The sequence below is a fragment of the Paenibacillus agaridevorans genome, from assembly GCF_018604145.1.
GTDB classification, from domain to species: Bacteria; Bacillota; Bacilli; order Paenibacillales; family Paenibacillaceae; genus Pristimantibacillus; species Pristimantibacillus agaridevorans.
On sequence record NZ_CP075889.1, the window covers coordinates 3,347,084 to 3,366,334 of the forward strand.

Annotated in this window: 18 protein-coding genes; 7 read left to right on the forward strand and 11 right to left on the reverse strand. The window is 47.8% G+C overall.

The genetic code is table 11. From position 1 onward, the window contains the following. Nucleotides 1-148: 148 nt before the first annotated feature. Nucleotides 149-610, reverse strand: a complete 462-nt coding sequence (locus KJW29_RS14275) for a CBS domain-containing protein (protein WP_187101030.1) — start codon at nucleotides 608-610, stop codon at nucleotides 149-151. A gap of 169 nt (nucleotides 611-779) precedes the next feature. On the opposite strand from KJW29_RS14275, the gene KJW29_RS14280 reads away from it, so the two are divergent. The 3 genes from KJW29_RS14280 (at nucleotide 780) to KJW29_RS14290 (ending at nucleotide 3,927) form a co-directional block, all read left to right on the forward strand. Next, nucleotides 780-1,580 carry a DUF2935 domain-containing protein gene (locus tag KJW29_RS14280; protein WP_425517535.1) on the forward strand — a complete coding sequence of 267 codons (801 nt, stop codon included), beginning with the start codon at nucleotides 780-782 and terminating at the stop codon, nucleotides 1,578-1,580. Nucleotides 1,581-1,705: 125 nt separating this feature from the next. Further along, a complete protein-coding gene (locus tag KJW29_RS14285) occupies nucleotides 1,706-3,175 on the forward strand; it encodes a leucine-rich repeat domain-containing protein (protein ID WP_214630276.1) in 1,470 nt (489 codons plus the stop codon). 2 nt (nucleotides 3,176-3,177) lie between these two features. Continuing rightward, nucleotides 3,178-3,927: an S-layer homology domain-containing protein gene (locus tag KJW29_RS14290; RefSeq protein WP_246608720.1), complete on the forward strand. Its 750-nt coding sequence runs from the start codon at nucleotides 3,178-3,180 to the stop codon at nucleotides 3,925-3,927. A gap of 18 nt (nucleotides 3,928-3,945) precedes the next feature. Here KJW29_RS14290 and KJW29_RS14295 read toward each other — a convergent pair whose 3' ends face one another. Beyond that, nucleotides 3,946-4,686, reverse strand: coding sequence for an SDR family oxidoreductase (locus KJW29_RS14295; RefSeq protein ID WP_214630278.1), 741 nt, complete (start codon nucleotides 4,684-4,686; stop codon nucleotides 3,946-3,948). Nucleotides 4,687-4,903: 217 nt separating this feature from the next. Here KJW29_RS14295 and KJW29_RS14300 point away from each other — a divergent pair, with 217 nt between their 5' ends. The 3 genes from KJW29_RS14300 to KJW29_RS14310 are packed head-to-tail and all read left to right on the forward strand — an operon-like array spanning nucleotide 4,904 to nucleotide 6,769. Beyond that, nucleotides 4,904-5,758 carry an ABC transporter ATP-binding protein gene (locus KJW29_RS14300; protein WP_214630279.1) on the forward strand — a complete coding sequence of 285 codons (855 nt, stop codon included), beginning with the start codon at nucleotides 4,904-4,906 and terminating at the stop codon, nucleotides 5,756-5,758. Then, complete coding sequence (locus tag KJW29_RS14305; protein ID WP_214630280.1) at nucleotides 5,751-6,404, forward strand: ABC-2 transporter permease; 654 nt, start codon at nucleotides 5,751-5,753, stop codon at nucleotides 6,402-6,404. Before KJW29_RS14300 ends, KJW29_RS14305 begins: the two co-directional genes overlap by 8 nt. Then, complete coding sequence (locus tag KJW29_RS14310) at nucleotides 6,404-6,769, forward strand: GntR family transcriptional regulator (protein WP_187101038.1); 366 nt, start codon at nucleotides 6,404-6,406, stop codon at nucleotides 6,767-6,769. Before KJW29_RS14305 ends, KJW29_RS14310 begins: the two co-directional genes overlap by 1 nt. Before the next feature lie 203 nt (nucleotides 6,770-6,972). Here the strand turns inward: KJW29_RS14310 and KJW29_RS14315 are convergent, their stop codons facing one another. From KJW29_RS14315 to KJW29_RS14330, 4 genes are read right to left on the reverse strand one after another with little or no spacing between them, the layout of a single operon-like run. Further along, nucleotides 6,973-7,824 (reverse strand): sugar phosphate isomerase/epimerase family protein, encoded by an 852-nt coding sequence (locus KJW29_RS14315; RefSeq protein ID WP_214630281.1) that lies wholly within the window; start codon nucleotides 7,822-7,824, stop codon nucleotides 6,973-6,975. Continuing rightward, on the reverse strand, nucleotides 7,817-8,887 hold the full coding sequence (locus KJW29_RS14320) for an oxidoreductase (protein WP_214630282.1): 1,071 nt from the start codon (nucleotides 8,885-8,887) through the stop codon (nucleotides 7,817-7,819). Before KJW29_RS14320 ends, KJW29_RS14315 begins: the two co-directional genes overlap by 8 nt. A gap of 48 nt (nucleotides 8,888-8,935) precedes the next feature. Then, complete coding sequence (locus KJW29_RS14325) at nucleotides 8,936-9,703, reverse strand: sugar phosphate isomerase/epimerase family protein (protein WP_214630283.1); 768 nt, start codon at nucleotides 9,701-9,703, stop codon at nucleotides 8,936-8,938. Beyond that, complete coding sequence (locus tag KJW29_RS14330; RefSeq protein WP_214630284.1) at nucleotides 9,703-10,875, reverse strand: Gfo/Idh/MocA family protein; 1,173 nt, start codon at nucleotides 10,873-10,875, stop codon at nucleotides 9,703-9,705. The genes KJW29_RS14325 and KJW29_RS14330 overlap by 1 nt, the downstream gene beginning before the upstream one ends. A gap of 106 nt (nucleotides 10,876-10,981) precedes the next feature. On the opposite strand from KJW29_RS14330, the gene KJW29_RS14335 reads away from it, so the two are divergent. Further along, nucleotides 10,982-11,911, forward strand: coding sequence for a VOC family protein (locus KJW29_RS14335; RefSeq protein WP_214630285.1), 930 nt, complete (start codon nucleotides 10,982-10,984; stop codon nucleotides 11,909-11,911). Nucleotides 11,912-12,032: 121 nt separating this feature from the next. On the opposite strand, the gene KJW29_RS14340 is transcribed toward KJW29_RS14335, so the two are convergent. The 5 genes from KJW29_RS14340 to KJW29_RS14360 form a co-directional block, all read right to left on the reverse strand. Next, nucleotides 12,033-13,640, reverse strand: coding sequence for a response regulator transcription factor (locus KJW29_RS14340; RefSeq protein ID WP_246608721.1), 1,608 nt, complete (start codon nucleotides 13,638-13,640; stop codon nucleotides 12,033-12,035). Nucleotides 13,641-13,671: 31 nt separating this feature from the next. Beyond that, nucleotides 13,672-15,453 carry a sensor histidine kinase gene (locus KJW29_RS14345; RefSeq protein ID WP_246608722.1) on the reverse strand — a complete coding sequence of 594 codons (1,782 nt, stop codon included), beginning with the start codon at nucleotides 15,451-15,453 and terminating at the stop codon, nucleotides 13,672-13,674. A 53-nt stretch (nucleotides 15,454-15,506) separates the two neighbouring features. Beyond that, nucleotides 15,507-16,415, reverse strand: coding sequence for a carbohydrate ABC transporter permease (locus tag KJW29_RS14350; protein ID WP_214630286.1), 909 nt, complete (start codon nucleotides 16,413-16,415; stop codon nucleotides 15,507-15,509). 13 nt (nucleotides 16,416-16,428) lie between these two features. Then, nucleotides 16,429-17,328 carry an ABC transporter permease gene (locus KJW29_RS14355; RefSeq protein ID WP_214630287.1) on the reverse strand — a complete coding sequence of 300 codons (900 nt, stop codon included), beginning with the start codon at nucleotides 17,326-17,328 and terminating at the stop codon, nucleotides 16,429-16,431. Nucleotides 17,329-17,426: 98 nt separating this feature from the next. Further along, the gene (locus KJW29_RS14360; protein WP_214630288.1) at nucleotides 17,427-19,172 is read right to left on the reverse strand and encodes an extracellular solute-binding protein; all 1,746 of its coding nucleotides are present in this window, start codon (nucleotides 19,170-19,172) and stop codon (nucleotides 17,427-17,429) included. Between the last annotated feature and the right edge of the window lie 79 nt (nucleotides 19,173-19,251).

Consider the following 19,251-nt stretch of genomic DNA (forward strand, 5'->3'; position numbering starts at 1 on the left):
AGCGGCCAATGGCTACTGGTCATTGACTATCGGTCAATCAAAAAGGTACAGCTCTCATCATCATTGAGAAGACTGTACCTTTTGGCATTTATAATGAACAACCTTTAGAATGCGAGTTGAATTACTTTTAAATGCGAGTCGATACCTCTTAAAGCAAATTTTTGAAGGCGTGACGAACGACGTTGCCACGACTGATAATGCCAACCAGAACGCCATTGCGCACAACCGGCAGCTTCTTGATGCGCTTCTTCCCCAGAATGGCCGCTACATCCTCGATATCTCGATCCCAATCGATCGTGACGACCCGCTTCCGGGCAAGCTCCATGACATTGAGGTTAAGCAGCCGCTTCGTTCTTTCCTCGAAAGGCTCCTGATAATCTTCCAGCTGAATAACGAAAGCGTATGCGATCGCATCAAACATCCCCTGCTCCGACTTTCCGATAAATCGCATAATATCGCCGTCGCTGATATACCCGACGATCGCATTGGCTTCATTGACAACCGGCATGCCGCTGATGCCGTGGTCGATGAACTTCTCGATGACCATTCGGACCGTGTCCGTCTCCTTCACCTTGAATACTTGTGCATTCATCACGTCGCTTGCTTTCATCGTAGTCCCTTCCTTCTCTTTAGTTGAAACCTCTACTACTCCAAACTGTACACCATCATTATGTACTCTCACAAGTCAACCAAATTAATACCGCCAGATAGGGAATAGTACAAATTCTCCACTCATAAAGTACTCTTAAAGATCATGTTTAAAGAGGGAGAGGCTGCCGTTGTTAGATCAGTCATTTGTTGCTCGTTCATTAGAAGAAGTTCGGTTTTGGTCCCGAATTATGAAAGAGCATTCTCTTTTTCTTAAACTAGGATTTCGTTGCGATGATACCCAATTAATTAATGAGGCCAATCATTTCTATGCCATTTTTGAAGCCATCGAAAATAAATCCAATTCATTTAACATCGGAACAGATCCCTCCGTGATTAAAAGATTCAACGAAGAAGTACACATAGCTGTTTCTTATATTTGGGCTTTTAAACGAAAAGTGCTCGGTTTAATACTAAGATGCCAACTTCCTGGCGCAAACAACTTCCCCTTGTTGGTTGATCATGTTAGCAGAGAAGCCAATTATTTTAGAAATCGGTTATCGGAATTAAATGCCGGCAGGTTGGAGCCTCTCCCTGATGCTATTATTGACGAGAACGTATTCTTTTTAAGAATTATGGCCGATCACGCTAAATTTATTAGCCACTTGCTTGATCCTTCCGAGCGCCAACTCGTGGAACAAGCAAATCATTTTAGCCAGGAATTCGACACCTTGCTGTATCAAGCAAGGGACTTGGAATCCATGCGTCCAGAATCGCAAACGCTTCCTCTGCTTGACCAATTTTTAGATCAAAACAAGGTGTCGGTTAAATCGCTTCGCGACTTCAAAAAAACAGCCCGAGACATGATTGAAGCCTGCCGTATAAAAAGTATCATTCATCCGTTATTGGCGGACCATGTATTTCGCGAAGCCGAACACTTCCTTGTTATCATCGATATGTTTGAAAATAGTTTAACGGGTAATTCTGCTTAATACTAAACCCCTCAGCCGATCATATGGTCGGCTGCTGCTATGTCTTCGTAACAGTATGAGGCTCGTTTCTTTCATAATTCTTTCATTGCCACCTGTTACACTATAAGCAAACTCGAGGTGGAAGGATGAAAGGTATGTTGCGAGGATTTGACTGGAGGAGACTGCTGCTGGCGGTAGGTGTTGTATGTTCCGTATGGTTCGTATCGTGGGGTGCCACTAGAGCCGATGCGGCGCTTTCGGATTATAGCTTCGGCTATTATTCGGATTATGCCGAGATTCTTTATTATTATGGAACGGATACGGAGATTGTTATTCCGGAAACAGCGCGTGAACTTCCGGTGACGGCTATTGGCGATAGAGGAACGTTTACGCGGATGAATCTAACAAAAGTGACTTTTCATGAGCGCCTTAAATCGATCGGAGACGGGGCTTTTAGTACAAATCAGCTAACGGAAATCGAGATACCGGCTAGCGTGACATACATCGGAAACCTTGCATTTATTCAGAATACGCTGACGAAAGTTACCTTGCACGAGGGTTTGCAGACCATTGGCGCCGCAGCATTCGCTAGAAATAAAATATCTGAAATTGAAATACCCGCTAGTGTAAGCAGTATGGGAATGAATACATTTAAAGAAAGCGGACTCACAAAGTTGAAGTTGAATGAAGGGCAGCTGGAGGAAATCGGATATGCTTCTTTTTCTCACAATGCGATAACCGAAGTTGAAATTCCGGCAACTGTGAAATCGATCAGTTTTGCTGCATTTCGAGATAATAAGCTTAATAAAGTGGTATTAAATGAAGGTTTGGAGACGATTTGGTATTCTGCATTTGAGGGCAATGCGCTAACCGCAATCGTGATTCCGTCTACTGTAAATATTATTAAAGGCGATGCCTTTTATAATAATGATCTTGCATTTGCCGTAATCCCCCCAAGCGTGGACACAATTGAGAGCAATGCATTCGGTAAAAATAGATCCAACTTTACCATCATCGGATCACCCGGTTCGCCAGCTCATGATTATGCAATCGAATTCGAAATTCCTTTTATAGATGCATCAACGATCAGTCTGCCCACTATAGAGTTTTCCCCGGATGGCCAAGACTGGGCGCAGTCGGCCTCAACGACTGTGTCAGGTGATGCTTACGGCATCTTCAATCTCAAATATATCTGGACGAACACGGACCTTGAACCCGCTCCAGAAGCAGAATGGCGCTCATTCGAAAGTGGCGACGAGATTGAACAATTGTCGTCCGAAGGGGAATGGTTTTTGCATGTTCAAGGATCCCTGTTGGATCGAGCAGCCACCTGGCATTCCGGGCGCTTCCGGGTCGACAAAACATCACCGACGCTGAACGTAGAGATGACGACTGGTCCATCAGCAGTTCCTTATACGCAAGATACATGGAGCGCAGAACCTGTTACCTTAAATGCAACCGCGTCCGACTCGTTTGGCGAAATCCGTGAAATCGTGGTTGAGACGGAATATAACTCGCAGAGCTCGGCAGCAGCCTATCCAGGCAACACGTACTCCGCAACATTCGCTGCCAATATACTTTGCATATCGGTTCCGATGTGCAGAGCATTACCGTAGACATGTTGCCGGAACATACGTTAGCATCGACATCGCTCGGTGGACAAGTTCTCGGATCAGGCAGAGTAAAGGCTGATATCTCGCTGGAAGAGGAAGCCGACCTGTTCGAGATCGTGGTCACCGCGGAAAATGGGACCAAACGAACATACAAGATTTTGCTGGAAAGAGACGAAGCCGCGCTTCCTCCCTCAGAATCAGAATGCTCCAAGCCATCCGCTTTCACCGATATCGCTGGTCATTGGGGAGAAACGTCTATCATCAAAGCGAGCTGTCGCGGAATCGTTCAAGGCTACTCGGATAGCAGCTTCGGGCCGGATCGACGCGTTTCCCGCGCGGAATTTACCGTCATGCTGGCTGGACTCTTCCAATGGGAAGGCGCGGAGACCGCCCTCCTGTTCGGCGATATGGCAGGCAAAAACCATTGGGCGAAGCAGGCCATTGCGCAAGCAGCAGCTTTTGGCATCGTATCTGGGTATCCGGATGGCAACTTCCGTCCGGAAGCGACAATTACCAGGGCAGAGATGGCCGTCATGATCGCCAAGGCACTAAAATTGCCAACGGATACCGACCTCCCCACGGCTTTCGCCGATCATGCGGACATCTCAGCTTGGGCAAGGGGCGCCGTAGCTTCGATTCATCAACTGGGGATCATCATCGGTCGCAGCGACAATCGCTTCGTGCCGGGCGGAGCAGCCACCCGTGCAGAAGCAGCTGTCATGCTGCTTCGCATAGCGGAGATTAAGAAGAAATGACCGTATAAATCTAGCAGGCTAGCTGTTTTTCAAAATAGCTTCGGCTACCCCCGGAGCCAATCGGTTAAGCCAAGTCAGCAGTTTGACTTTGCCGATAGCTACCTCCAACCGGTCGCGGCGGTACGATCGCCAAAACTCCGCGGCCAGTTGATCGGCGGATATTTTACCTCTCCCCCTGCCGCTCGTCATGGCCGTGTCAACGATCGGCGGAATAATCTCAAACACTTTTACGGGAGTCGACTCCAATTGATACCGGAGCGCTTTCGTAAATACATGCAGACCGGCTTTCGTCGCGCAATACACCGGGGCGGACTTCTTGGGAGCGATGCCCAACCCTGATGAAATATTGACGATAGCAGCCTCCTGATGACGGGAAAGCAGCGTCAGCAGTCGGGCGATAAGTCTGATCGGCGCGATCAAGTTAATCTCCGTTTCCTCCTTGATTTTTCCGTCAGTATCAAGTGCCTTCCAATCGTTGAAAGCGTAGTTGTATTGAATTCCCGCATTGTTAATCAGCACGCTTAGATCGGGATGCTCTTCGCTCAGCCACTTCACAAGCCTGTTCATATCCCCTTCCTGACTGATGTCGCACCGAATGACATGTACTTCCGGATATCGCGACTTCATCTCGGACAACTTGCTTTCGCTGCGGCCTGCGACGATCACCTTATTGCCATGCCTCAAGAACTGCTCGGTCAAAGCCAATCCGATTCCCGAAGCGCCGCCGGTAATCAATACGGTATGTCCTGATGGATTCATAATAATTTCCCCCTTCTTACCTAAATTGCGAGTTCAAATATTTACTTCGTAATCAAAATTGGACTTTTTGAACTTCCTCTTAAAGTGTAGAACTTAAAGAGAGGGTTTTCCTTAACCTAGGTTTATTTTCTTCACGAAATAGGAATTGACACTTGAACTCCCCCGGTGATATATTGTGTATGCACAACATACACAATTTAGAGCGGAGGGTAACGGTATGCTTGCATTGGATATCAAAAATTTGAATAAAAAATATGAACACTTTCAATTAAAAGACGTATCTTTCCAACTGGAAAAAGGATATATTATGGGCTTTATCGGAGCCAATGGCGCGGGTAAAACAACCACCATCAAATCCATTTTGAATCTGAGTCGCATGGATGGCGGCGAGATCAATATTTTGGGCAAAAACATGACCGAACACGAAGTCGAATTGAAACAAGAAATCGGCTCCGCATTCGGCGACATTAATTTCTATACCCGCAGTAAAATCAAAACGTTAACGAATGTGATCAAACCGTTTTATCGCAATTGGGATGATGACACCTACTACAAATATCTGAAAAAATTCAATTTGATCGAAGACAAAAAAATAGCCGAACTTTCAACCGGAATGAAAGTTAAATACAGCCTAACCCTCGCTTTGTCGCACGGCGCAAAACTTCTTATTCTGGATGAACCGACAAGCGGACTTGATCCGGCTGCCCGGGACAATCTGCTGGATATTTTTCAGGAGCTAGTGCAAGACGGCGAAATCAGCATCCTTTTTTCAACCCATATCACATCCGATTTGGAGAAATGCGCCGATTATATTACCTATATCCACAACGGCCAAATTATCAACAGCGCCGAGAAAGAAGAGTTTGTCGATGCGTATCGTTTGCTAAATGGCAAAAAAGAGCAGTTGGATTTGTTCAAAGACCGGCTCATTGCCTACAAAATAAATTCTTTCGGATTCACAGGCTTGATTCATACCAAAGACTTTGATCCGTCTGTAGATGTTAAATTCGCCGTGCCCAATTTGGAGGAGATTATGATTTATTTCTCGAGAAAGGAGAATATGCATGTATAACTTATTGAAGAAAGAATTAAAGTTAGGCGTAAATCCGTTTTTTTATGTGCTGCCCTTTTTGACAGGCGCCTTAATGTTAGTTCCGGCATGGCTTTATTTCCTTGTTCTCCTGTACTTTTGTTTTATTACGGTACCGAATATGTTAGGAGGATTCAAAAGTCAAAACGATTTAATGTTTACAAGCATGCTGCCAGTAACGAAATCGGACATGGTAAAAGCAAAGGTCTCTTTTATTGTCATTCTGGAACTATTGCATGTGGTTGTCGCCGCTATATATGGCCTGATTAGCGTTCGCTTATATCCGAATCTGATCTACTATTTCTATGAGCCATCCGTTGGTTTCTGGGGGTTATGTTTCGTCATGCTGGCAATCTTTAATATCATTTTAATCCCTATGTATTTCAAGACGGCGTATAAATACGGCGCGGCATCGGTTGCATCGATTACAGCCGCTATCCTGTTTGCCGCAGGCGCAGAATGGCTTGGCATACAGAATTCGTTTGTGTCTGATCTTTTTAAGGGAGCCGGCGCTGACAATTTAGCTGTTCAACTCTCCATCTTGCTTATTGGCATTGCGATTTTTGCAATATTTACGATAATAGCTTATTCTATAGCCAACAAAAGGTTTGAGAAAGTGGATATATAATGAACATTGCGATTTCGAACACATCCGAGAAACCCATCTATCAACAGCTATTCGAACAAATCAGCGCTCAAATTCTTAAAGGCGAACTTGGAGGCGGATATAGCTTGCCGCCTATCCGACAAGCGGCCACGGAGCTTCGGGTCAGCATCATTACCGTGAAAAAGGCTTGGGAAGAGCTCGAACGATGCGGTTTAATTTATACCGTTACCGGCAAAGGATGTTTTGTCACCGAGCTCTCACCCGATGAGATGCTTCAAAAACGCAATAAAACGATCCTGGAGCAGATGATGATCGACACTTCCTATTACAAATCATTTGGCCTCACGATAGAAGAAGTTTTTGAGCTGTTAAAAAAAGTTTATTAAATTGCTAACTTATTAAGCATTAAAGTCTTGAAAAACCCAGCTTGCTTTCTATCATTGCTTACATTTCCGTCTCCCAATCGCCCCCATTTTTTTTGTGAAAATAAAAAGAGAAAGTGCAAGCAAGCACCGACCTAAATAGGACGGACACCGACTTTGAGCTTTCTCTCATCACACAGACTCAAAATTGTATATTCAATGTTTTATTAAGAATGAATTGCGTTTACGCTATAAGCGGTCTTAATCGAGTTCAATCCATACTTCGCCGTCTCTAATGCGCTTCGTCCCGCGTAGCTCTTTTTAAAAAGTTCTAAAGATAGATACCCGCTATATCCGATACTATGCAGTGTCGCCGCGATATGTTTAGTAGGCGCAATGCCTTCTCCCGGGAACAGACGCTCTTCATCGTTTATGATCAAACGGGATGGCTCGCCGGGGTAGTCATTGACATGAACGATCCCGATTTGGTCAGCTGTAAGGGAGCCTAACAGTTCATGATTACTCCCTCCCGTATACATATGAAACGGGTCAATGAGCATTTTACTCATTGCTTGAAGATCAACAATCTGTTTGGCTTGCTCCAGAGTAGATAAATATTCAGCTCTCCCCCAGAACTCAAGGTAAGGCTCGACGCCTGCCTTACGTCCGATTGCCTTTAAGTCTGAGAAGTATTCTGCGATTGCTGCGGCATCTAAATGACTGACATCGCCAAAAGGCGGTGCGGCAATTGCAGGGCATCCAATAGCAGCTAGCATCTCCATTTCTTCTTCGGCTTGACGCAGCCCTTCTTTTCTCGTTTGCAGATCCTGATCACACCATTTAAAAAAAGCTATTGCATTAACAGGTGCAAGTTTTAATCGATCAAGCTCTCGCCTTAGCGAAGACAGTTTCTCTCCGCTGTCTACATATGCCTTAACATCTTTTATCCAAAGTTCAATCCCATCATAACCGGCCTCGGCAACCAGTTCTATTTGCTGAAGAATATCAAGATTGTACGGGAATAAAGTGGATGTATTAAGGGCGGTTCGAAAAGGGAATATTGTATTTTTTTCAGTCATTGATTTCGTCCCCGATCCGGATTGTACGTTGCTCTCTATGGCTCTTGTAAGCTAATTCGATCAATTGAATCGTTCTTAATGCTTCCTCGGGTTTGACTGCCAATTCTTCCTCTCCGAGTATGTGTTTGTAGACATTATTATAATAAGAAGTATAAGCGCCTGGTTGGGTTTCGACCAATCCCCTGACATGCAAATCCCCTATGGATGTATGAATGGTTCCCCAATTTTCGGGGTCTTCCTTGCCCCAGTTTTTAGAATCGCTTGGACTCTCCCCCGCAATTAATGCAGCCTCTTGCGGATCTATCCCGTACTTGACAAAAGATCCTTTACTGCCATGAAGGGTGTATCTTGGACTTGGCTCCCGTACGATCCGGGATGATTTTAGTACAACCTTTAAATTATGGCGATAGCCAAGGGAAACATCGAAGTAGTCATCTGTTATCCCTCCATCCCTAGTAATGCGAATATCGCCGGTTATTGTATCCGGTGTACCAAAAAGCTGTACAGCTTGATCGATGAAATGGCTGCCTAAATCATAAAAAACGCCTGTAGCGGGACCCCTTTTATCACGCCAATTGTCTGATTTCATAACGGGATTAAAACCATCCCAATGGAATTCACAGTCAGATAGTTTGCCTAATAAACCTTGTTCAACGATACTTTTGACGGTCAAAAAGTCTCCATCCCAACGCCTATTATGGAATATGCTTAGTACTTTGTTTCTTTCCTTAGCTAACTCTATTAACTGTATGGCTTCTTGACTTGTAGCCGTAAATGGCTTTTCAACAACAACATGTTTATCAGCCATTAAGGCATCTCGCGTAAATTCCACATGATTTGTACTAGGAGTGGTCACGACAATAAGATCAATGGTCGGATCACTGTACAATTCCTCAACGCTGCTCACAACCTCAATCCATGGATATCGCGACTTGGACAACCGACTTCTGCGTTCCACTACTTTGGACAGTTCTAAACCTGGCACTGATGTAATTACAGGTGCATGAAATGTTTTCCCGGCAAAACCATATCCAATAAGCCCTACTCGAATTTGATTTTTCAAAGGAATCTACTCCCATTGTCATTATTTGTATTGCCATGTAACCCTTCCTTACAGCAAACCTCTCTCCTTCAAGTTTAAATAGCTGACCGTCGCCGTTTCCATTCCAGTAAGGTTACGAAGTTGATCTTGCTCGACTGTCATCCATTCAACCCCGATCTCTTTGGCTGCAGCAATAGATTCCTCAATCTTTACCATGCCTGTACCTACTGCCGTCCACTTGCCGACTTCGTCAACTCCGTAAACGTCTTTTAAATGAATAGCGGGTACACGACCAGCCATTTTGCGTAGAATATGTGCCGGATCGGCTCCGCCGAGCGTAATCCATGCAACGTCTAATCGAAAATAGAGATGACTTGGATCTGTATACTCGGCTAAAATATCTAAAGAATAGATGCCATTAAAAACGTTTTGAAATTCATGTGCGTGGTTATGGTAACAAAAACGCAATCCTTCCGACTTTAATCTGGCGCCAACAGCATTATATAGTTCGGCATCTTGAAGCAATTGCTCCCTCGTGTCCACCACATCCCACCAGAATGTGACATCCTTTGTTTGCAACAAGTGCGCCTCTTTGATTATTGTGTCCAACTCATTTTGATCGCGCATTTGTTCCTTGTTGATACTGTGAGTTGCGACTTGGAGCCCCAATTGATGAAATCTATCCACGTTTTCTTGTACATGGCCTGTAAGCAAGGACTGACCGCCCTCAATGCCCTCATAACCAATGTTTGCGATTTGCTGCATGGTTCCCCAGAAATCTTGTTTTGCTTCTTCGTTCACGATACCAATTAAAGCAAGTTTAGGTTTCTTAAACATTATTCCGCACCTCTTCCTTGACCAAATTGGCCGTTCTCTAACATTGTAATAAACGGACTATCCGTTACACCGGTTAGGGGCAATTCTACTCTTGCATGTTGACGCACCGATTCAAAAACAGCAAACGTGATCTCAGAAGCACGGAGTGCCTTTTGGTGGGAAACCTCTGATTCAATCCCCGTTTCCAAACAATCTAATGCATGCTGGACGTATGCCTTCATCTGTTCGGACATGGACGATAAAATCATTTCCGGACGCCAGGAAGGATCCTTGTAGTTAACCCCTCTGATGATTTGGCCATCCCACATCACTTCAATAAATCCTTCCGTACCATAGAGACGAACTCCAGCCCAAACTTTTGTCATATCATCCGTCGGTTCCCATGTATCTACAGGTCCGCAGTATAAGTTGGCTTGAACGCCATTGGCAAAAACGATATGTCCGGACGCCCCATATTCGGAGGGAACATTAAACCAATTTAGTATACTTGTTGTATCGACTGCGCCTAAAACAGATTCTGCCGGAGTTTCGTTTAAAAAGCTAAGCGCTTGATCAAACGTATGGATCCCGCAATCCAGCAGGTTTTGCGGAGAGTACAGGTCCAATCTGACAAGTTGACCAATTTTTCCATCGTTAAGTAACTGTCGTACTAATTTGTTCCCTTCCGCAAAACGACGTTGCAAGGAAAAGGTTAGCTGGCAGCCCGTCTCTTCTGCAATCCGCGACATCTCCTGACATTCTCCCCAAGTAGGAGACATCGGTTTTTCGCATAACACAGCTTTAACTCCAGCTTCGGCGCAATCACGAAAAACGGGAAGATGCAACGGCGTCCACAAACAAATTAAAACGACATCCGGTTTTTCTTTTTCAAGCATAACTTTATATTCAGTATAAATATTGCCTTGGAATTCAAAATCTGCTTTTAACCTCTCGGCTGACTCCGCCGATAAATCTGAAAATGCCACCACTTCGCATCTGTTATCAGCCTTGATGCCAATTGCATGTTCATGTGCCCGTTTCCCGCATCCGATGAAAGCTACTCGATGGACAACTTTACTCATTAAAAGATCGCTCCTTTTTTTCAAGTCATAATCACAGTCTAAAGCTTTGTTTGCTTCCAGATAGATGAATCGTTGCTCTGGTATAGGCTGAACTACTTTCAATTCTGCCATATATCGTTTCAAAACTCTAGCGTTATTGCCGGTGGATTCATACGAACGTATGTGCTATAATCAAGGCGTATTAGGCACTTCATTAACGAATTGGGAGGCAATACTGATGAGCGATGCTAATAATGGTCTTGCGCAACCGATCATTCCGCATTTGTGGTTCGACAAAGAAGCAAAGGAAGCGGCTGAGTTCTATTGCTCCGTTTTCCCGCATTCCGAAATAACCAGCTCGACGATCTTAAACGATACGCCTTCCGGAGATGCACCTATCGTTTCGTTTACGGTTTGGGGGCATCCGTTTATGGCTATCTCTGCAGGGCCGCTCTTCAAGTTAAACCCGTCGATTTCGTTTTTCGTTAATTTCGATCCGTCGCGGGAACCAAATGCCAGAGAAATGCTCGAAGAGGCGTGGAACAAGTTATCCGATGGAGGAGCTCCTCTCATGCCTCTGGACAAATACCCGTTTAGCGAGCGGTATGGCTGGATACAGGACAAATTCGGAGTCAACTGGCAGCTCATATTAACAAATCCGCACGGGGAGCCGCGCCCACCGATTATCCCTTCCCTGATGTTTGTCGGCGACAACTGCGGCAAGGCGGAGGAAGCCCGCGAGTTTTATCTCTCAGTCTTCCGCAACGCGATGCCCGGTACGCTTGTTCATTATGCCTCCGGTATGGAGCCAGACCGCGAGGGGGACGTCATGTTCTCCGACTTTATGCTGGAGAACACCTGGTTTACGGCCATGGACAGCGCGCATGAACATTCGTTCCAGTTCAATGAGGCGATTTCCTTGCTGGTCGACTGTACGACGCAGGAGGAAATCGACTACTATTGGGACAAGCTGTCCGCCGTTCCCGAAGCCGAGCAATGCGGCTGGCTGAAAGACAAATACGGCGTTTCGTGGCAAATCTCGCCCGCCGCTCTAGACAAGATGATGAACGAAGGCACACCGGAGCAGCGTGACCGCGTCACGAAAGCATTCCTAAAGATGAAGAAGTTCAACATTGCGGAATTGGAACGAGCTTATTTGGGGAATTAACTAACCGGGTCGTAACACCGTTGGCGGTGTGAAGGGCTAGAGGCACAGAACAGCCCAGGAGGCGTACTCCTGGGCTGCATTGTTTATATTGTCGTTTCATATCCCAGCTGTTCATTAATGTCTATGCCTCTCTCCGCTTGCCGGCTTGTTCGCGAAATTCATGCGGGGAAATCCCCGTCCACTTCTTGAATACTCGAGTAAAGGAATGAGGCGCCTCGTAGCCGACGCTGGCACCGATCTCCGCGATCTTCATTTCCGTACGCATAAGCAGCTCCTTCGCTTTGGCAAACCGGGCATCCTCGATATATTCCGACAGTTTCATTCCCCGTTCTTGCTTGAACAAGCGCGAGAGGTACGAAGGATTAAAGTGGATCTCGTCAGCCAGACGGACGAGCGACAAGTCCTCCGCTATATGTTCGTCAATATAAGCGCTAATCTTGTCAATAGCCGTGACGGCCCGGTTATGCTCCCCGTCCCGGCGGCTGTCGAACAGTTCCTCCGCCGCGCTTCTCAGGAAGCCGAACCGCTCCTTCCAGGAGGGATACGCCTCCAATTGCATCAAGCCCCCTGCAGACATCGGCAGCTTCTCTCGTTCTCCCCAACGATTGGAGTAGGAGAGCAGGATAAGGGCGATGGAATAATACAGCTCCGTGGCGTAAGCCGATGTCCATCCTCCCTCCGTAGCAGACAGCGTAAGCTCGTTAAACAACCCAAGAAAGTCCTCTCTTCTGCCACCCTCCAAATGTGCCGCCAGCGTCTCCGTCTTCTCCTTCGGGAAGCGAAGGCGTAACTGATCGGCCGTTCCCTCCTCGCTCAAACGCACGGATTGCACCATCGTTGTCCCGTCTCCCGCACGCAAGTGCTGCCTTTCTCGGAGCTTATCGTAAGCAGTGGGGAGCTGCTTCCAGTTCGTTGGCTCCTTCGCCAGCGTAACGGACAACTGAATGCCTAGCGACTGCCGGCAGGCTTCCTGAATCAATTCGAACGTTCCCTCCAGGAAGGTGGACAGACGCTCGAAGTTGTTATCCTCCTGCTCTGATTCCGTTGAGAGCGAGAACGGCAGACTTAGATCGGTCGGCTGAAAGAGCCAGATCAGATCGCCGTAACGATCGATGACGCCAAGGCATCTGCTTTTCTCCTCCAGATAAGAATCGGATAAAATTTTAACGCTCAGCGCCGTCTCCTGACGATCGGCATAGTAGCGGTGCGCCTCTGTGGCGGACAAGCTGCCGAGAGCGATGAGGACGGGAGCGCAGGGTTCGAATTCGATGCGCAGTCTAACGAAGTTGTCCTCCATCGTCTCGTCCCCTCCGCCTTCGAACAGGAGATGGCGCACGTAATTGCCTGCAGCGAGCGTGTCGAAGGCATTACGGCTTGCCTTGGAACTCTGCAGAAGCGCAGCCGTTCGCAGCTCTTCCTGAATCTCGCCAACGACTAGTCCAACGGTCTCGATCAGTTTGTTGTAACCTTCGCTCTTAAGCAAATAACGGATACCCGGCCACTGAACCGCCTGGTATACCGTCTCGAAATGGCTGTAGCCGGTCAAAAAAATCATCTTGCATTGCGGCCAGTCGGAGCGGATGACGTTCATTAAGGCTAGACCGTCCATCTCCGGCATGGCGATGTCCGAGAGCACGATATCGAATCGGGTCCTCCGCAGCCATAGCAATGCCTCCTGTCCGGAATATGCCTTATACAGATCGAGCTCCAGATCCAGCTTGCTAAGCACCTCGTATAGACCGTCCGTAATAATTTCCTCGTCATCTACGATTAGTAATCGGATTATCTTGTTCTCCCCCCTCCCTAGGCAGCCTCAGCGTCGCCATTAATCCTCCGAGCCCGCTTCTTGACACCTGTAATCCTCCATCGCCTAGCGTCAAACGGACACGTCGATGTATGTTGACCATCCCTGTAATCTCGCTTTGGTCTTCGTCATGCTTCAACGAATGTATGATTCTAGCCAATTCCTCGTCAGACAAGCGATCTCCATTATCCTCCACAATCACTCTAACCTCTTCGTCATCCCATTCGAAGCGAACCACTATCAGTCCGTCGTACGCCTTTTTCTCCAGGCTGTGCTCGAACGCGTTCTCGATGATGGGCTGTACGATCAGACGGGGCACCTGCATAGGCGCAAGTTCGGAAGGAAGCTCCTGGAAATCCACCTTAATACGCCTCGAGAAACGCAGCTCCTGAATCTCCGTGTACATTCTCGCATGCGAGATCTCATGCTCCAGCGACAAATTGTCGGAAGCGTTGCGCGTTACGAATTGAAAGTATTTGCCCAATAACGTCGTGAATTGCTCGATGCGCTCGACGTCTCCCGTCTTCGCCATCGTGTTTAAAATGAAAAAGCTGTTGTACAGGAAATGGGGATTGATCTGCGATTGAAGCTGTTTGAGTTCCGAGCGCTGCGCCAATATCTTTTGCTTGTAAGCCTGATCGATCAATGAACGCAGATTGGCGACCATCTGGTTAAAGCGGCCGTACAGATAGCGGAATTCGTCCTTCGAGGCATGATCAATAAAGATGTCAAGGTCCCCATTCTCCATTCTTCTGAAGCTCTTGACGAACGTTAATAAGGGCTTGTGGATGAATTTGTACGTCGATAGAGCGTAAACGGCTATGATTCCAAGCGATAGAATGAGAAACAACCATGCCCAAGAGTAGAACCGGTCGAGCGGTTCCTGGAATACTCGTTCCGGAATGAACCGGTACAAGGAGAAGTTCAGCTTCTCCGAATTCGCGTGCATATAATAGAAGCGCATATTGGACAACTTTACTGCGTCCGTTTTCAGTTCCTCGCTGTCTCGGGATTGCTGCAGGAAAACGGGCATATCTTGCTCTGGAAAGGCTCCTGCCCCATTGGTAATAACTACGCCATCCCGTCCATGCACGAGCATGACCCCGCTGTCAGCGTAGAGGTTGAACTGGTTCAATTCCTCTCGCATGACCCCGCTGTCAAGCGCGATCTCTACGGTAAACAGCGGCTCTGCATCTTTTCTCCCCCCGGGCTTGTACGCGCTCAGGTGCAGGCTGCCCTTCCATTCGATAATCTGGGATCCGTGCCCATACACGGAGCGAATCCCGTAAAACCGCTCCGCGTCGAACTCGCGCGCCCCATCGACGGACAGCGTCTTGCCGATAGGAGCAATGTGCACGCTGACGTCTTCAATGTAATGGCTGCTGTTCTGGATCGTATAGACTCGTTTCAGCAATAAATTGATATTTTCCATCCGCTCGATCGTGTCCATCGTTTCCCAGGTCAGCGCCAGTTCGTTCAAGTGTTCATCTTCGAGCAGGCTGTACTGGAGCAGCTTTATCCGTTCAATTTCGTTCTCCATGTCCGAGAGGTAATAAACGATCTGCGAGACCGCCGTCTTGGATATGTCCTCGCGGGCGGTCTGCACGATCCAGTTATAAATGTACGCCCCGAACGACCACATAGGGAGCATGATAAGCAGAAAGGTAATCAGCAGTCGCGAAAAAATGGAATTTCTAAGCGAGATATCCTGGCGATTGAACAACAGCGTCGCCTCCACCGTTTTCCCTCATTGTAACGAATGTTCAACATTCTGTCCCTAGATTTCTCCAGTCATCCCTTAACGCTCCCCAGGACGATTCCTTTGACAAAATATTTCTGCAGGAACGGATACGCCATAATGATAGGCAGCGAACCCAGGAATATCTGCGAAGCCTTCAGCGTTCGATCGGAAATTTTCGCGAGGTTCAGCAGATCGTCCCTGGACACGTTGGACAGGTTCTGTTGAATGACGATCGTCTGAATGTAACTCTGAAGCGGATAATTGGATGGATTGCTCATCAGGATCAATCCGTCGAACCAACTGTTCCAATGCTCCACCATGGAGAACAGAGCGAGTGTTGCAAGCGCCGGCTTCGAGATAGGCACGTAAATGCGCCATAACGTCGTCCAGTGGCCCGCGCCGTCGATCAGCGCCGCTTCCTCCAGCTCCTTTGGCACCTCTCGAAAGAAATTAAGCAGCAGAATGATGCTGAAAACCGGAACGGCTCCGGGAAGCACGAGCGCCCATATCGAATTCAGCAAACCGTATTCCTTGAGGGTAACATACCAAGGAATCAGTCCGCCGTTAAAGAGCATGGTCAGGAAGAATAACCAGGCATACACAAGCCGCAGACGCAGAGCATGTGACTCCTTCGAGAGCGGATAAGCGACTAGAATCGTCAGAAGCAGATTCAACGGAGTTCCGAACGCAAGGCGTTTTAACGACACCCACATAGACTGCCAGAATTCTCCCCGGCTTGCCGTGTATTCGTACGATGCCAGCGTGAAGTCGACGGGCCACAGCCTGACGTGCCCAGCAGCCGCTGCCGTACTGGAACTGAAGGAAACGGCGATAATATGAATGAGCGGGAATATGCAGAGCGCCGCTACCAGCACCAGAATGACTGTATTGACAATCGGAAACCACTGGCGCTTCCTGCCGCTTCCTCGGGAAGTGCTTACGGATGACTGCTGATTCATGGCTTCTCTCCTCCTAGAAAATTCGGTATCTAGCAAAGTAGTATGCGAAGAAATAAGAAGCGGAAATGAGAATCAGCGACACGATCGACTTAAAGAACCCAACAGCAGTTGCAACGCCATATTGCGCGTCCAGCAAGCCAATTCGGTAGACAAAGGTGTCCAGAATGTCTCCGCTTTCGTATACTTGAGGACTGTACAGGTTAAACACTTGATCGAACCCGGCATTTAGGAGCTGCCCCAAGCTCAGTACGGACAGGAGGACGATAACCATCCTCATGCCAGGCAACGTAATATGCCAGATCTTGCGCCATCGATTGGCGCCGTCGATCGTTGCCGCTTCGTACAAGCCAGGATCGATCCCGGTAATGGCCGCGAGGTAAACGATCGTTCCATAGCCGAAGTTCTTCCAGACGTCTGACCCAATCAAAGTCGTAGGGAACCAGTCGTTATCGCCGAGGAAAAAGATTTTGGGCAATCCCAGCGACGTTAGCAGACCGTTCACGATTCCGCCCGATGGGGACAAGATATCAACCAGGATGCCTCCGAGCACGACCCAGGAAAGGAAATAAGGCAAATAGATGGTCGTCTGCACCGTGCGCTTAAGCACGGCGTTCTTGACTTCGTTAAGCAGAATCGCGAACACAATCGGCACAAGCAAACCAAGAATAAGCTTGGAGCCCGCAATCAATAGCGTATTTAACAGCACTTGCGAGAAGCTGGGCAAATGCATGACATATTCGAAGTTGGACCACCCGACCCACTGTTGGTCGCCGAATAGACCTTTGGCGGGGATGAACTTTTGGAATGCGATTACGATGCCGGCCATGGGGACGTAAGAGAATAGTATGATGAAGACAAGCCCCGGCACGATCATCAAATGAAGCGGCAGCTCTCTCCTTGTCTTGGCTCCCATTGGATGTTGTCCCTCCTATTCGGTCAGGAAGCAAGTAGGACAGAGGCTGCAACCTATTCGACCTCTGTCCTCTTCCTTGCTTCGCCATTCTTTTCTCTTTATTTTGTTGCCGCGTACCATTCGTTGACTTCCTTCGTAATCTGTTCTCCGCCGAGTTTATTCCAGTCATCAACGAATTTATCAAAGTTTGAAATGGGATCGCCCAATATAATCTTGACAAACACTTCGTTCTGCAGCTTCTCCAGCGTAGCTTTGCGCTCCACCATCGTCGGCGTCGGAGCTCCGACAAACTTCTCAAGCAGGAACTGATTGTTTTTGTCGTATTGATCCGTTATTCCCATGGAGCCTTGCTCGCTGTAGATTCGCTCCCAGCCCCAAAGCGCAAAGCCCTCTGTGGAGCCGGAATAGTAAGACTCCATTTTCTCTTGAATCGTCTTTGCTTCCCCAATCAGCTTAGACATATCGCCGCTTTTGCGGGCCTCATCGATGTCGCGGAACGCCTCGACATTCTTTTTCAGCGGGTAAGGGGTGACAGGCGATAACTGCCATACGCTTTCTGCCTCTGGCGGCGCGAAATAGTAATCGAAATCTCCCGTCTCTCCCCAGTTTTTCTCCATGTGCATATTAAAGAGCTTGATAAGCGCTTCCGGATGTTTCGTTCCTTTCTTAACCGCAAAGAATCGCGTCGTGCTGAATTTAAGCGGCACCTTCGCCATCTCTCCGGATTCAGTAACGATTGGGAAAGCCTGCCATTCTGCATCGGGGTCGTTGTTTTTGTTGAGTTGAAGCGGATAAATCGAATTCCATTGTTCGCCGTATTGCATGCCAATCTTGCCGGCCGCGATCAGCTCGGATACTTTGCCGCCGTCTTTAATGCCGAACTCGGGATCAATCTGACCATTCTTGGCCATATCCTGAAGCGCTTGAAGCGCATTTTTAACTTCAGGCTGAATGCTGCCAAACTTGAGTTTGCCGGATTCATCTTCCAGCCAAATGTTCGGGAAAGCGTTAAATCCGGCAAAGAAGCCTTCCAGCCCCATCGCTCCGCCCCATACATTTTTGGTGAAGCCGATGCCGTACGTGTCCGCCTTGTTGTTGCCGTCGGGATCCTTTTCCGTAAACGCTTTGGAAATCGCCAGAACGTCGGCCATTGTCTTTGGTTGCTGCAAACCGAGCTTCTCCATCCAATCCGTGCGGATCCAGACGAACATGGAGCGCTCGATAGATGCCTCGACAAGCGGAACCGCCATCAGCTTGCCATCCAGGGTTACGGCGTCGAAGGGGCTGGTGCCCTCTTGAGTGAGCGCGTCCTTTAACATAGGAGAAGCATACTTCTCGAAAATTCCCGTCATGTCTTCGATCTGATCGGAATCCGCAAGCTGCTTGAGCTGAGTCGCGTTGACAGGGATAAAATCTGGAAGATCTCCCGAGGCGAGCGTCACATTGATCTTTTGCAGGTACTGATCCGAGCTGACATCGCCTTTCACAACCCAATCGTTGACGATTTTAATGCCAAGCTCTTCTTCGTACGCGCGAGTCCAGCGGTTATCCTCCAGCGTCTCGTCTTTCAGGACGCCCAATACGTTGTTCTCGACCACATCGCTTAGATGCCGTACGAAGGAAACCTCGATCGGCGGATCGTATTTGCCGAACGGTCCGTCATTCGTTCCGCCGTCCGTATTGGTTTGACCTTCATTGCCGCCGTTTCCGCTCCCTGCCGTCGCCGTAGGCTTTGCCGTGCTTGCAGGCGTTTCGTTCCCGCTTGAACAGGCTGTAATCGCAAGCGATGCCAGCAGCAGAATCGTAAGCCCTTTCAATCCTCTGCTTCTCCAATGCTTATCCATGCGTTCTTCCCCCCAAGTTCATATAGTCTTGCAGGAGCTCCCTCTTGTATACGTTTTCAGTATATGTGCTAGATCAACG

Excerpts from the sequence above, each read along its gene's own strand:
- KJW29_RS14300 (WP_214630279.1), top strand. The coding sequence starts at position 4,904 with ATGCTTGCATTGGATATCAAAAATTTGAATAAAAAATATGAACACTTT.
- KJW29_RS14305 (WP_214630280.1), top strand. The coding sequence starts at position 5,751 with ATGTATAACTTATTGAAGAAAGAATTAAAGTTAGGCGTAAATCCGTTT.
- KJW29_RS14350 (WP_214630286.1), bottom strand. The coding sequence starts at position 16,415 with ATGAATCAGCAGTCATCCGTAAGCACTTCCCGAGGAAGCGGCAGGAAG.
- KJW29_RS14330 (WP_214630284.1), bottom strand. The coding sequence starts at position 10,875 with ATGGCAGAATTGAAAGTAGTTCAGCCTATACCAGAGCAACGATTCATC.
- KJW29_RS14275 (WP_187101030.1), bottom strand. The coding sequence starts at position 610 with ATGAAAGCAAGCGACGTGATGAATGCACAAGTATTCAAGGTGAAGGAG.
- KJW29_RS14290 (WP_246608720.1), top strand. The coding sequence starts at position 3,178 with ATGTTGCCGGAACATACGTTAGCATCGACATCGCTCGGTGGACAAGTT.
- KJW29_RS14355 (WP_214630287.1), bottom strand. The coding sequence starts at position 17,328 with ATGGGAGCCAAGACAAGGAGAGAGCTGCCGCTTCATTTGATGATCGTG.
- KJW29_RS14315 (WP_214630281.1), bottom strand. The coding sequence starts at position 7,824 with ATGACTGAAAAAAATACAATATTCCCTTTTCGAACCGCCCTTAATACA.
- KJW29_RS14335 (WP_214630285.1), top strand. The coding sequence starts at position 10,982 with ATGAGCGATGCTAATAATGGTCTTGCGCAACCGATCATTCCGCATTTG.
- KJW29_RS14285 (WP_214630276.1), top strand. The coding sequence starts at position 1,706 with ATGAAAGGTATGTTGCGAGGATTTGACTGGAGGAGACTGCTGCTGGCG.
- KJW29_RS14310 (WP_187101038.1), top strand. The coding sequence starts at position 6,404 with ATGAACATTGCGATTTCGAACACATCCGAGAAACCCATCTATCAACAG.
- KJW29_RS14325 (WP_214630283.1), bottom strand. The coding sequence starts at position 9,703 with ATGTTTAAGAAACCTAAACTTGCTTTAATTGGTATCGTGAACGAAGAA.
- KJW29_RS14360 (WP_214630288.1), bottom strand. The coding sequence starts at position 19,172 with ATGGATAAGCATTGGAGAAGCAGAGGATTGAAAGGGCTTACGATTCTG.
- KJW29_RS14295 (WP_214630278.1), bottom strand. The coding sequence starts at position 4,686 with ATGAATCCATCAGGACATACCGTATTGATTACCGGCGGCGCTTCGGGA.